Source organism: Marinitoga piezophila KA3, from assembly GCF_000255135.1.
GTDB lineage: Bacteria > Thermotogota > Thermotogae > Petrotogales > Petrotogaceae > Marinitoga > Marinitoga piezophila.
In genome coordinates, this window is sequence record NC_016751.1 from 446,506 (window position 1) to 458,775 (window position 12,270).

The 12,270-nt window shown below is 27.9% G+C and carries 16 protein-coding genes; 7 read left to right on the forward strand and 9 right to left on the reverse strand.

The annotated features are described in order from the left end of the window. Positions 1-18: 18 nt before the first annotated feature. From rpsR to rpsF, 3 genes are read right to left on the reverse strand one after another with little or no spacing between them, the layout of a single operon-like run. Positions 19-243, reverse strand: a complete 225-nt coding sequence (rpsR, locus tag MARPI_RS02170; RefSeq protein WP_014295957.1) for a 30S ribosomal protein S18 — start codon at positions 241-243, stop codon at positions 19-21. A 12-nt stretch (positions 244-255) separates the two neighbouring features. Continuing rightward, positions 256-762, reverse strand: a complete 507-nt coding sequence (locus MARPI_RS02175; protein WP_014295958.1) for a single-stranded DNA-binding protein — start codon at positions 760-762, stop codon at positions 256-258. A gap of 11 nt (positions 763-773) precedes the next feature. Then, positions 774-1,160 (reverse strand): 30S ribosomal protein S6, encoded by a 387-nt coding sequence (gene rpsF / locus MARPI_RS02180; protein WP_014295959.1) that lies wholly within the window; start codon positions 1,158-1,160, stop codon positions 774-776. Positions 1,161-1,348: 188 nt separating this feature from the next. Here rpsF and MARPI_RS02185 point away from each other — a divergent pair, with 188 nt between their 5' ends. The 6 genes from MARPI_RS02185 (at position 1,349) to MARPI_RS02210 (ending at position 6,176) form a co-directional block, all read left to right on the forward strand. Next, positions 1,349-1,915 carry a 3'-5' exonuclease gene (locus MARPI_RS02185; protein ID WP_014295960.1) on the forward strand — a complete coding sequence of 189 codons (567 nt, stop codon included), beginning with the start codon at positions 1,349-1,351 and terminating at the stop codon, positions 1,913-1,915. A gap of 2 nt (positions 1,916-1,917) precedes the next feature. Next, positions 1,918-3,201, forward strand: a complete 1,284-nt coding sequence (locus tag MARPI_RS02190) for a PhoH family protein (protein WP_014295961.1) — start codon at positions 1,918-1,920, stop codon at positions 3,199-3,201. 69 nt (positions 3,202-3,270) lie between these two features. Next, entirely contained in the window at positions 3,271-3,519 is a 249-nt protein-coding gene (locus MARPI_RS02195) for a DUF4911 domain-containing protein (protein ID WP_041638449.1), read from the forward strand. After that, positions 3,494-4,564, forward strand: coding sequence for a YqeG family HAD IIIA-type phosphatase (locus tag MARPI_RS02200; RefSeq protein ID WP_014295963.1), 1,071 nt, complete (start codon positions 3,494-3,496; stop codon positions 4,562-4,564). The genes MARPI_RS02195 and MARPI_RS02200 overlap by 26 nt, the downstream gene beginning before the upstream one ends. A 10-nt stretch (positions 4,565-4,574) precedes the next feature. Then, entirely contained in the window at positions 4,575-5,027 is a 453-nt protein-coding gene (locus tag MARPI_RS02205) for a secondary thiamine-phosphate synthase enzyme YjbQ (protein ID WP_014295964.1), read from the forward strand. Positions 5,028-5,048: 21 nt separating this feature from the next. Further along, the gene (locus MARPI_RS02210; protein ID WP_014295965.1) at positions 5,049-6,176 is read left to right on the forward strand and encodes a family 1 glycosylhydrolase; all 1,128 of its coding nucleotides are present in this window, start codon (positions 5,049-5,051) and stop codon (positions 6,174-6,176) included. Positions 6,177-6,620: 444 nt separating this feature from the next. Here MARPI_RS02210 and MARPI_RS02215 read toward each other — a convergent pair whose 3' ends face one another. The 6 genes from MARPI_RS02215 to MARPI_RS02240 all read right to left on the reverse strand — a co-directional run bounded on the left by MARPI_RS02215 (position 6,621) and on the right by MARPI_RS02240 (position 11,386). Further along, positions 6,621-6,932, reverse strand: a complete 312-nt coding sequence (locus MARPI_RS02215; protein ID WP_014295967.1) for an ArsR/SmtB family transcription factor — start codon at positions 6,930-6,932, stop codon at positions 6,621-6,623. Positions 6,933-7,005: 73 nt separating this feature from the next. Further along, positions 7,006-8,283, reverse strand: a complete 1,278-nt coding sequence (locus MARPI_RS02220) for an NAD(P)/FAD-dependent oxidoreductase (protein ID WP_014295968.1) — start codon at positions 8,281-8,283, stop codon at positions 7,006-7,008. Between the two features lie 73 nt (positions 8,284-8,356). Then, the gene (locus MARPI_RS02225; RefSeq protein ID WP_014295969.1) at positions 8,357-8,536 is read right to left on the reverse strand and encodes an HTH domain-containing protein; all 180 of its coding nucleotides are present in this window, start codon (positions 8,534-8,536) and stop codon (positions 8,357-8,359) included. Between the two features lie 31 nt (positions 8,537-8,567). Further along, complete coding sequence (locus MARPI_RS02230; protein WP_014295970.1) at positions 8,568-9,614, reverse strand: Rpn family recombination-promoting nuclease/putative transposase; 1,047 nt, start codon at positions 9,612-9,614, stop codon at positions 8,568-8,570. Positions 9,615-9,686: 72 nt separating this feature from the next. Next, positions 9,687-10,646, reverse strand: a complete 960-nt coding sequence (locus MARPI_RS02235) for a SufB/SufD family protein (RefSeq protein ID WP_014295971.1) — start codon at positions 10,644-10,646, stop codon at positions 9,687-9,689. Further along, on the reverse strand, positions 10,643-11,386 hold the full coding sequence (locus MARPI_RS02240; protein WP_014295972.1) for an ATP-binding cassette domain-containing protein: 744 nt from the start codon (positions 11,384-11,386) through the stop codon (positions 10,643-10,645). Before MARPI_RS02240 ends, MARPI_RS02235 begins: the two co-directional genes overlap by 4 nt. A 153-nt stretch (positions 11,387-11,539) precedes the next feature. On the opposite strand from MARPI_RS02240, the gene MARPI_RS02245 reads away from it, so the two are divergent. Further along, positions 11,540-12,253 (forward strand): M48 family metallopeptidase, encoded by a 714-nt coding sequence (locus MARPI_RS02245; protein WP_014295973.1) that lies wholly within the window; start codon positions 11,540-11,542, stop codon positions 12,251-12,253. Positions 12,254-12,270 lie beyond the last annotated feature (17 nt).

Genomic DNA, 12,270 nt, shown 5'->3' on the forward strand with positions numbered 1-12,270 from the left:
CTCAGCCTCCTTATATTATTAGTCACTAATGAATGGTAATAATGCCATGTGTCTTGCTCTTTTAATTGCCTTTTTAACCATTCTCTGGTGTTTTGAACAATTTCCGTTTAATCTTTTTGGAATTATTTTACCTTTTTCGTTAATGAAATCTTTTAATAAATCAACGTTTTTATAATCAATATATTCTATTTTTTGAGAACATAATTTACATTTTTTTACTCTTCTTGGTCTTCTAAATGCCATGTTGTTCACCTCCTAAAAATTTGGTGGGGTATCATCCTCGGTTCCCGCATCATCAATTGGGAAAAATTGAGGAAATTCATCATTTGAAAAGTCATCAAAATCATCATTTACTTCGTCGATAGTCGGTTCAATAACTTCTATATTTGAATTATCTTCAAAATTATTTGTTATATATGCATCTCTGCTTGCTTTTGACTCCATAAATTGTATTGTGGAAGCTGAAACCTCTGCTCTTTCCCTATAATTATTGTTTTGATCTCTCCAGGTATTTATTCTTAAAGCACCTTCAACAAGAATCAAAACACCTTTTTTGAGGTAATTTTCAGCAAATTCTGCTTTTTTTCCAAAAACAACAACCCTTATGAAGTCAGTTTTTTGACCGTTGAAATCATTATTCCAATTTGGTCTATCTACAGCAAGTGTGAAATTTGCGACTTTATCTCCTGAAGTTGTCATTCTTACTTCTGGATCTCTTGTAAGTCTTCCAACAAGTATAACCCTGTTGAATGAATAGCTCATAATATCATCCCTTATTCTTCGTCAGCAGCTACTGGTTCTTCAACAATAACTTCCTGTGTTTCTTCAGCTTTTTTTGCTTTGTTTTTTTCAGCTTTTTCTAAGTCTTCTCTTCTGAATACCTGCCATCTGAATGTGTTCTGGCTGTTAATTCTGAAAAGACCGTCTAATTCGTTTACCTTATCTGGTTCTGCTTTGAAAATTCCCCAAGCATAGTCACCTTCTGTATAACCTTGATGGGTTCTGTAAGCTAATTTTCTCATACCCCATCTTTCCCAGTGTTCAATTTCTCCACCAACTTTTTCTTCGATCCATGATTTAACTTTTTCTACTTCTGCGTTTCTTGCTTCTTCAGATAATTCTGGAGAAACAATAAACATAACTTCATAAATCCTTTTCACTACCATACACCTCCTCGGACATTTTTGGCCCTTATTTAAAAGAGCGGAATTTTTGCCATATTATTATATCAAAAAAAGTCTCAAATAAAAAGCTTTTAACATAAAATTATCAAAAAAAATAAATTATAGAAACTCTTCATTGTTTTGCATATCAAATTTGTGTTATACTTATATTAGGAGGTATTCTAATGGAAAGAATAGATACACAGGTTTTTGTTGCTTTTGATCTTGAAACTACCGGGTTAAAACCCTATTTAGGAGATAGAATTATTGAGGTAGCTGCTATTCCTATATTTAATGGGAGAATAAAAAGAAAATATGAATTTCATACATTGGTAAATCCAAATATTAGAATTCCTGGTGAAGTTTCACAGTTCCATAAGCTTAATAATACTGATATAGAAAATGCACCAACTATTTTAGAGGTTTTTCCAAGGTTCAAAGAATATGTCTCAGGTACAATTTTGGTTTCCCATAATGCAAGAATGGATATGAAATTTCTTGATGTTGCTGCAAAAGAAAGCGGTATTTTACCTTTAAACAATTATTATATCGATACTCTGGAATTGTCAAAAGCTTTATTGGAAACAGGCCCATATTCATTGGAACATTTATCAAAACGCTTCAAAATATATGAGGGAAAATCTCATAGAGCATATGACGATGCTTTGATGACTGCAAAATTATTTTTAATTTTTATAAAACGTTTTGGCTTAAAGAGTCTATCTGATTTCATAAAAAGATGGAGGGGATAGTTATGGTAAAAAACTTTGTGCTCGACACAAATGTATTAATTCATGATCCAAAAGCTATTTTTAATTTCCAGGACAACAATGTTATTATTCCATTTCCTGTTTTAGAAGAAATTGACAATTTAAAAACACGCGGTGAAAGAACAGGTGCCGCTGCTAGAGAAGTAAATAGAGTATTAGACGGATTAAGAAAAGACGGTAATTTAAGAAAAGGCGTAAAACTCGAAAATGGAGGTTGTTTAAGAATATTAACCCTTGAAGAAAATGGCTTTAAGATTCCTAAATATTTAGGGAGAAAGATGGATGATTTTATTTTAATGTATGCAATGTATTTAAAGGAACACGATAAAAAACATGAAACTTATCTTGTTTCTAAGGATATTAATATTAGAATAAAAGCAGAAGCCATTGGAATAGTGGCTCAAGACTACCTTACAGATCGTATTGAATATGAAGATTATTTTGAAGGATTTATGGAGTTAAATATTGAAGAAAAACTTATTGAAAAGGATAAGATAAATATAAACCTCATTGAAAATCACGAAAACATTTCACCTAACACATATTTTGATCTTAATAATGGCAATTATTATAGATATTCTGAAAAAGAAAAAGCCTTGGTTAAACTTGATGTTTCATTATTTACAGAAGTTTTTGGGATTAATCCGAGAAACAGAGAACAGATTTTTGCATTTGATGCTTTACTAAATGATGAAATTCCACTTGTAACTCTTGTTGGAAGCGCTGGAACCGGAAAGACGTTATTGGCATTAGCAGTGGGACTTTTCAAGGTTTTAGATGAGAAAAAATATAAAAAATTACTTGTTTCAAAACCTGTAATTCCTGTTGGAAAAGATATAGGTTTTTTACCTGGTTCAATTCAAGAAAAGATGAAACCATGGTTGCAGCCTATATACGATAATCTTGATTATTTATTCCAGGGAAAAGGGAAAAAACCCGATGAATACCTTGAAAAAAGAGAAATATTAGAAATAGAGGTTCTTTCATATATTAGAGGAAGATCTATTCCGGAACAATATATGATTATTGATGAAGCTCAAAATTTGACTCCTCATGAAATAAAAACTATAATTACAAGAGTAGGAGAAAATACAAAGATAGTATTAACCGGTGATCCATTCCAGATTGATAATCCATATTTAGGTTTTTCATCAAATGGTCTTACATATGTCTCTTCAAAATTTAGAGAATCTCCTTTAGCTGCTCATGTGTATCTTTTGAAAGGAGAAAGGTCTGAACTTGCATCTAAAGCAGCAGAAATTCTGTGATTTGTAAAATATATTTAAGAATAATTCGGTAAAATATAGAAAATCTAAATATGAGAAAGGATGAGAAAAATGAATAATTCCGATGTTTTAGAATATGATGTATACGTTAAAGTAAAAAAAGAGGATATACATCTTGTCACTTATTTACTTGAGTCTGTTGATAATTTAATGAATGTAAGAAATGTTGTTGAAAACAACATGATGAAAATCATATGTCCAAAAGATACTCTTGATGAATCTTTAAAATTAATAAATTCTTTAAAAGAAATGACTGATCTGGAGGTTGTAAAGATTGAACCCAACAACGGGGAAGTCTAATTCCAGAAAAAAAGGGATATATAGAATTATCCCTATACCTTATGAAAATTATCCAAGTATTTTTGAAATTGATTATAACAGATTAAAAAAACTCGGTTTTAAAACTTTACTATTTGATTATGATTTTACTCTTGCTCCTTGGAAACAACAGATTGATGATAAAACTATTGTTTTATTTGAAAAATTATCTAATCTTGGATTTAAGATTGCAATTGTATCAAATGCCCCAGAAAAACGAATAAAACATGTAAAAGAAAAAGCTGGAGAACATATCCATATATATTGGCGTATGCATAAACCGTTATCTATAAAAATTAAAAAAATCTTTGAAGATTTAAAAACAACACCTGCTGAAACTGTGATAATTGGAGATTTATTTTTTACAGATATTTTATTAGGAAACAGATTGGGATTATATACTATTCTGGTTAATCCATATACATACGAAATTGATTCTTTTTTTAAAAAAATTGCCGCTTTTCTTTCTAAAATTTTATATTATACATTTTTTTATACATTGGGGTGGTTGTTTAGAATGCTTGATCATACTATACCAAACGAATTTGTTAACGATGTTTTTGAAATAGACTATAAAAAATTAAAAGATAAAGGTTTTAAACTTTTGATTTTTGATTTTGATAACACATTAACTACCTGGAGAAATGAAAAATTGCCAGATGAGATATTAAATTTATTTGATAATTTATCAAAAGATTTTAAAATTCTAATTGCATCTAATGGTAAAGAGCATAGATTTCATAATATTAGAGAAGAATTAAAAAGATATAATATCGATGTAATGGGATATTCTCTAAAACCTTTTCCTTTTAAGATTAGAAAAAAAATTAAGGAATATAATATTCCTCCATCTCAATGTGTTTTAATTGGTGATCAATTATTTACTGATATAATTGCAGGTAATAAAAATAATTTTTATACAATAAAAGTTAAACCAATTTCAAAGCATGAAAGAGTATTTACCAAAATACTAAGATTTTTCGAAAAGATTGCCATGAAATCAATGAGAGAAAAACCTAAAGTTTAGGAGGGGGAAGATGGCGTTTGATAAAGAAGTCTACGGAAATTCTGTAAAAAGCGTTACTAAATATTTATGGTTCAATACTGAAAAACCCATAGAAATAATTCATATAACAGATGAAGTCAGAGATTTTGTAAAAGAAAGCGGTATTATTGATGGATATGTAATGGTTTCCGCTATGCATCTTACAGCATCAGTTTATATTAATGATTATGAGTCCGGATTAATTGAAGATATTAAAGAATGGTTAGAAAAATTAGCTCCTCAAAATTATCCATATAAACATCATTGGACAGGTGAGGTCAACGGTCATGCTCATTTAAAGAATCTAATTATGCACCATCAAATAATAGTTCCTATAACAGATGGTGATCTTGATTTGGGACCATGGCAGGAGATTTTTTATGCTGAATTTGACGGACAAAGAAGAAAAAGGGTTATATTAAAAGCTTTTGGAATCTCAAAATAAATGAAATAAATGGGGGATTTTATGGAAAAAGTTTATTTTTATGATGGATTTTTATGGGGTGGAATATTTGATTCTTATCAAATAGAAAAAATGAATGATCGTACAAACTGGGATGAATGGCAGAAAAAAGGAAAAATAAAAGACGGTACTACATTAAAAATCATAGAAAAGTTTCAGAAGAATTTATTTTCTGAAACTTTTGAAATTTCTAAAAATATAGGATTAAATTCCTTAATGTTTTCAATAGAATGGGCAAAAATATATCCTGAAATGGGATATATCAATCGTGCAAAATTAGAAAGTTATAAAAACTTTATCCTATCTCTGAAAAAAGAAGGAATTGAAATATTTTTAATTTTAAACCATTTTACTTTTCCAATCTGGTTTGAAGAAAAAGGTGGTTTTCAGAATGATGAAAATCTTAAATTTTTAATTTCATACACTGAAGAAATAGTAAATGAATTTAAAGATATAGTTGATTACTATATTCCTTTTTATGAACCTTTAAAATATATTGATTATGCGTATAAAAAAGGTTTATATCCTCCGGGGATTAGCGATGAAAAAATTTCTGAAATAGTTAAAGAAAACATAATAAAAGTTTATAAGGAATTATATCTTTTAATACACAAAAATAATATTTATTCCAAGGTCGGAATTATCAAAAATACAAATTATGATAATACTTTTTTTAATGTTTTAAAAAATTATATGGATTTTCTGGGAATTACATTTTACGATGATAAAACATCAGGTTTACCCCGTACAGTTCAAAAAGATGATATTGGAAATAATATTTATCCAGAAAAATTGAATATTGAGATACCAGAATTAAAGAAATATGATAAACCTATTGTAATTTCTTCTATCGGCATTGCTGATGAAAGCGATATTTATCGATCTCAATTTTTGATAAAAACAATTTCCTATATTCATGAGTTATTAAACAATAATATTAAGATTATGGGGTATTTTCACAAAAATATCTTTGATTTATTTGAATGGGAAGAAGGGTTTAGTGCCGAATACGGATTATTTGAATTTGATTCTATAAATAATCGCATAAATCCTCGACATAGCGCTAAAGTTTTTTCCAATATAGTTCAATCGAATAAAATACCACCTCATTTAATCAAATATACTCAATAATTGTATTTTGAAAGGTCAGGCTTAACGCCTGACTTTTTTATTTATAATATATACTTTAATTTTTTTAAAGCCACTTATAAAAAAATTGAATTTTCTATAAAAAAATTTATGATATTTTAATATTTGCTATTGACAAATAAAAATTTTTTTGTTATAATAGGGTTGAACTTATAAAAATTAAAGTATATATAAATAAAATTAAAATAACCACGTCTATTAAGATGGAGAGAAATTAAATAATAATATTTTTTAAAAAGGGGGTTTTAATATGTTGAAAAGAAAAAAACATTTTTTAAAAGAAAAAAAGACAAGATCATACTACGAAGGATTTGATTCAATGACTGAATTAAAAGATGTATTATTAGAAATGAAAAGATATCAATTGTAACTTTTATTGCTACTCCTTCCTAAAAAAAGAAGCTCCGAAATTTTCGGAGCTTCTTTTTATTCATTATTTATAATACTATGTGCACTTTTAAGTTCTGAATGAATAATATTTTTTGCATCATCAAAGAGTTCAAAAATATGCGGATATTTTAATTCACAATATACAATATTCCCAACCTTTTCTTTTTTAATTAAACCAACATCTTCAAGAATTTTTATATGTTGAGATATGCTTGACTGCGTAAGCCCTAGCTTTTCAGAAATCTCAAGAATATTACATTCTTTATTATTTAATATTTTTAAAATTCTCAATCTTGTAGGATGAGATAAAGCTTTAAATATATCTGCTAATAAATCACAATTATCCATATTCAACACTCCATCTTTTAGTATTTCTAAGTAAAGTATAAAGTTTTAGTTTTACGATATATTCAAGGAAAAATTAATTTTCTGCTATTTTTCGCGCTTCAAGAATACCGTGTGCTGTAGCATGAACTATACTTCTTGTATGTCCAGAACAATCACCTATAAATTTAAGATTTTCAAATAAATCGTTATTTAATTTTTTACCATAAAATTTTACTTCTACTCCATATAATAAATTTTCTTCATCTGCAATTCCAGGAATTATTTTATCTAAATTATCTATAAATTCTATTAATGATGTAGAGGTCTTACTTGGAAAAACTAAATTAAGATCACCAAGAACATATTCATCATTATTTAAAGTTGGAAATACCTTCCATAATTTTTTTGTTCTTTTTCCTTTTTTAAAATCACCATATGTTTGAAGTATTATTTTATCTCCGCCTGCTAAAATATTGGATAATTTTGCTATATATGAACCATATCCATTTGGATCATTAAAAGGTTTTGTAAACGAATGAGTTACCAAAATTGCAAAATTAGTATTTGTCGATTTTTGATCATGTATTGCGTGACCATTTACAGTAATAAAATCAGAGTATTTTTCTGTAACAACATATCCCGAAGGATTATTACAAAATGTTCTTACCAATTGACCATTTGAAGACTTAAATTTCACTTTAAATTCATATAATGCCTCATTAAGCTCTTTAACAACTATATCCGGCAATTCAAATCTTACTCCTAAATCCACCTTTGTATTCGATAATATTATATCCGGATATTTCTCTGTTAAGGTATCTATTAGCTTAAATCCACTCCTTCCAACTGCAATATACACTTTATCAAACTCTTCCTTTTTTTCTTCACGACTTTTTCTATCGATATATTTAATTAATATTTTTTCATTAACTTCAATATCTTTAACAAAGGAATTAAATTTAAATTCTATTCCTTTTTTAGAAAATTCCTCATGTGCATTTTTTAGAAAAATCTTCAATTTATCTGTTCCAATATGAAAAAATTCTGATTCTACAAGTTTAAAGCCGTTAATAAAAAATTTCTTTTGTAGTTCTTCAAGATTCTCTCTAGATCCAATTTCAGGTTCTGTCTCTGCAAGCTTACAATAATAATCCACAATTTCTTTTTGCAATGTTTTATTATATAAAATTTCCTCTAAATCTCCTCCCATTTCTGAAGAGACAAAGAGCTTCCCATCAGCTCTAATTCCACTAATAGAGGATGAATAAATATCTGCATTCATTTCAAAAACTGTAATTTCATGTTTAGATGTGTCTATTTCCTTCAAAAATCCAACAGCTGCTGCACCAAATCCTATAACTGCTATTTTCATTAAAACCTCTCCTTTCAAATGTATATTTCCCTTACAAAAAAATAGACTGAAACCTTAAAGGTTTCAGTCTAGATTACTTTTTTATAGTATAGTAGCATCTCTTTGGAGATTCAATTTTCTCCTCTTTCTTTAATTTCTTTATTGCCTTATCCACTTCTTTTTTATCAATTCCCGCTTTTTCTGCTATTTCCGCAGATTTTAAAGGTTCTTTTGATTCAGATAATACCTTAACAACTAATTCTATATTATCCATTATATCTTCCTCCTAATAAATCTTTATGTTATTAATTCATTCTTTTATTTAAGTATTTTTTCAATTCATCAAATGAAATTTCGAAAATATTATCTATAATATAATCTAAATCATCTATATCCAGATTTTCAATTTTATTTCTTAATTTTTCTATATCTTTTTCTTTAAATTTTCTTTTTAATAATTTTATTACATCTTCAACTTTTGCGCTATGTAATCCTTGCTGTAATCCTTGTTGTAATCCTTCTTGTAATCCCTGCTCTAAACCTTCTTTTCTTCCTTCAATCATTGCTTTTTCTTTACTTTCTTTTATCGCTTCTTCAACTGTTCTTATAAAGTTTTCAAACATTCCCTCCACCTCCTCATTTTCATATATCTCGAGTTCTTTTTTATCGATTCCAGTTTTATTCGTTAATACATTAATTACTATACCTACATATTCTTTAAATTTCGCTTTTTCAGTTTCCGGAAGAGTTTCTAATTCTTTCTTTATCTCTTTTAACGTTTCTATTATCCTTTCTGTTTCCGACTTATTTAAGGTTAATAATAGTCCCAATGCATTTTTTATTCTTAATAACCTTTCTTCCTCTAATTGACTTAGATCTATTATTTCATATTTAAATGATGGTACATATTCTGAAAACATTTCCCAATTTTCTACTTTTTTCATAAACCAATTCTCGGCTGTCCATTTTCTTTTCCCTGTATAGAATACTATGGGGATTATAGGTATAAGCTTGAAACCTTTTGTTCTTGATTCTTTTTTAAAACTTTTTATATATTCTCTCCATATTCTAATCATATATTCTAATATTCTAAATTGCATCAAATAATCAACACTTGACTGATGTTCAATTAACAAAAATAAATACATTTCTCTTTCATCATACTTTATTTTAAACAATAAATCACTTTCCTTATCTCCATAGGCTAAATCAGTGAAACGTGTATTCTCTATTTTTATATTTTCTGGTTTTATGTTATAGGATCTCAATTTTGGTAAAAATATATTTATAAATTCAACAAGCATTTCCTTATCAGATAATATATTTTTAAATAGTTGATCTTCCATCCCCATTTAGATCCCCCCTTAAAAATATATTTATCATGAAATATTATAAAAAAATTTATTTCTTATGTCAAGAATACATTATTTTAAAATTCCTTTTATAATCAATTCCGTGGCTTCATCTTCTGTAAGTCCTTTAGCCATCAACGTTTCTAATTGCTGTGGATTAACTCTTCCAACGGATGCTTCATGAGTCAATTCTGCTAAATCGTTATTAACTCTCAATATTGGAATTGTACTTACATGAACATTTGAACCTTTACTGATTTCTGTACATTCAATGTGCCCCTTTGAATATGGTGCATTACCATAAGCTTCATTTATTACTTCTGCATTTGTTGAATCCTGAGCAAAAACATATGTTTTGGCAATACCTGAAGCCTTTTCGCCATTTAAATTCACTACTTCTTTTATATTAATCTTATCATCTTTTTTACCCCAGACTTTGGATTCAAGCAATGCTTTAGAAGATTCGTCAAGATCCACTGTCATTTCAATTTTTAACTCACCAGCTCTTGATTTCGTTAATCTAAATCTGCTATCAAATACAGAATTTTTTGCAACCTTTGTATAATAATATGTTTCTAAAAATATTCCATCTTTTTCATTATGAAAGTGCTCGTCTTCCATAAATACAATAGAGTTTTCACCAATATACATTTCTGAATCCATTTTATGGTGAATCTTTCCAAACGGGAACGAACAATGAGAAAGGAATTTTACATCACAATTATTTCCTATTGTATATTTAACCTTTATGTATTGTTCTCCTTGATTCCTTAAAAAGCCAACACATAAATGAATAGGTTTATCCATTTTAACTCCATCATCTATAATCATTTCATAATCAACAACACCATCTTCTGCTTTATGAATTATTATATTTATTCCTTCTACAGTATTCTTACCAAGTATTTTATCTCCACTGATAATAATAGAAACTATATCTTTACTTAATAAGTTACTTATATCACCACCAGCCTGTTCATAGGCTTTTTCTATCATTTCAAATTCTTTAGCATAATTTTTTTCTATGTTCATAATTTCACCTCATTATCCATATCTTCAACAGGTACATTTATATGTGCACAATTATCGCATGTGCTTTTATATACTTCAGAAACAATTTTTGGATCTCCCTGTGATTTAATTCTTCCTGAACAGATTAAAAATGCTTCATCGGCTATTTCTGCAATTTCCTCCCTATGAGTAATACTTAAAACACTTCCGCCATTTGAGGTTATCATTTTGAATATTCTTTCAATCATTATATTTGACATCATATCTATTCCGGAATCCGGTTCATCAAAAATAGCAAATTTTGGTTTTAATATAATTAATGATGCTAATTCTATTCTCTTTCTTTCACCACCCGAAAGTGTCTTATCAACCTTTCTATGAAGATAAAAAGGATTAAGACCCACAAGGTTTAATATCTCTATTAATTCCGCATCACTTAAATTTATCCTCTTTCCCAATGTAAGATATTCCTTTACTCCAAGTCCTTCATATCTCACTGGTTCCTGCCATGCCATTGTAATTCCCAATTTAGCTCTTTCAGTTATCGAATAATCTGTAATATCTTCACCATTAAATATTATTCTTCCACCATGATTTCCTTTATATCCGTCAAGTCCCATTATTATTCTTGCCAAGGTTGACTTTCCAACACCATTATTCCCTAAAACTGCATATATTTTCTTTTCTTCAAATTTAAAAGATATATCTTCAATAATCTTTCTTGGTCCTACATTAAAACTTATATTTTGTAATTCTAACATTATACTTCCTCCCTGATCTTTTAGGATTACTATTATAATTCTATCAAATTATTGTAAAAATTCCTGACATAAAATATCGAAAATATAATAGTTTGTAAAAAGTGTATTAATATGTTATAATTCACACTGAATAAATATTAGAGGTGTGTTACGGTGAAGAAACAGAATATCTTGAAAACGGAATATTTTGATATTGAATATAATATAATAAAATCACCAAAAAGAAAAACAATGTCTATAATAATCTCCGAAGACGGTGAAGTAATTGTTAGAATTCCAAATTGGATTTCAGATTACGAAGCAAAGAAATTTGTATTTAACAAAAGAGAATGGATTGTTTCGAAACTAATGATATTTAAAAAACAAAAAATTCCTGAAAGAAAATATGTTTCAGGAGAGAAGTTTTTGTATCTTGGTAAGACATATACTTTAATGATTATGGAAGGGAATTATGGCGTTGGAATTTTAGATGATTTTTTATATATTTCACTAAAAAAAGACTTTTTCGACAATTATGATTTAAAAAGAAATATGGTTATAAAATGGTATAAAAATCAGGCCAAAAAGATAATAAACGAAAGATTGGAATACTATTCAAAAATAATGAAATTACAATACGGCAAAGTTTTCATCAGAGATCAAAAAACACGTTGGGGCAGTTGTTCAGGCAAAAACAATCTCAGTTTTAACTTTAAAATAATCATGGCTCCAAAAAGAAAATTGGATTATATTATTGTACATGAATTAGCTCATATTATATATAAACATCATCAAAAAAGTTTCTGGAATTATGTAGAAAAATACTGTGAGGATTATCAGGAAAGCAGAAAATGGTTTAGAGAAAACGGACGATATTTGATATTATAATCTATTATAATCTCAGG

Excerpts from the sequence above, each read along its gene's own strand:
- rpsR (WP_014295957.1), bottom strand. The coding sequence starts at position 243 with ATGGCATTTAGAAGACCAAGAAGAGTAAAAAAATGTAAATTATGTTCT.
- MARPI_RS02175 (WP_014295958.1), bottom strand. The coding sequence starts at position 762 with ATGAGCTATTCATTCAACAGGGTTATACTTGTTGGAAGACTTACAAGA.
- MARPI_RS02185 (WP_014295960.1), top strand. The coding sequence starts at position 1,349 with ATGGAAAGAATAGATACACAGGTTTTTGTTGCTTTTGATCTTGAAACT.
- MARPI_RS02190 (WP_014295961.1), top strand. The coding sequence starts at position 1,918 with ATGGTAAAAAACTTTGTGCTCGACACAAATGTATTAATTCATGATCCA.
- MARPI_RS02195 (WP_041638449.1), top strand. The coding sequence starts at position 3,271 with ATGAATAATTCCGATGTTTTAGAATATGATGTATACGTTAAAGTAAAA.
- MARPI_RS02205 (WP_014295964.1), top strand. The coding sequence starts at position 4,575 with ATGGCGTTTGATAAAGAAGTCTACGGAAATTCTGTAAAAAGCGTTACT.
- MARPI_RS02210 (WP_014295965.1), top strand. The coding sequence starts at position 5,049 with ATGGAAAAAGTTTATTTTTATGATGGATTTTTATGGGGTGGAATATTT.
- MARPI_RS02215 (WP_014295967.1), bottom strand. The coding sequence starts at position 6,932 with ATGGATAATTGTGATTTATTAGCAGATATATTTAAAGCTTTATCTCAT.
- MARPI_RS02220 (WP_014295968.1), bottom strand. The coding sequence starts at position 8,283 with ATGAAAATAGCAGTTATAGGATTTGGTGCAGCAGCTGTTGGATTTTTG.
- MARPI_RS02225 (WP_014295969.1), bottom strand. The coding sequence starts at position 8,536 with ATGGATAATATAGAATTAGTTGTTAAGGTATTATCTGAATCAAAAGAA.
- MARPI_RS02230 (WP_014295970.1), bottom strand. The coding sequence starts at position 9,614 with ATGGGGATGGAAGATCAACTATTTAAAAATATATTATCTGATAAGGAA.
- MARPI_RS02235 (WP_014295971.1), bottom strand. The coding sequence starts at position 10,646 with ATGAACATAGAAAAAAATTATGCTAAAGAATTTGAAATGATAGAAAAA.
- MARPI_RS02240 (WP_014295972.1), bottom strand. The coding sequence starts at position 11,386 with ATGTTAGAATTACAAAATATAAGTTTTAATGTAGGACCAAGAAAGATT.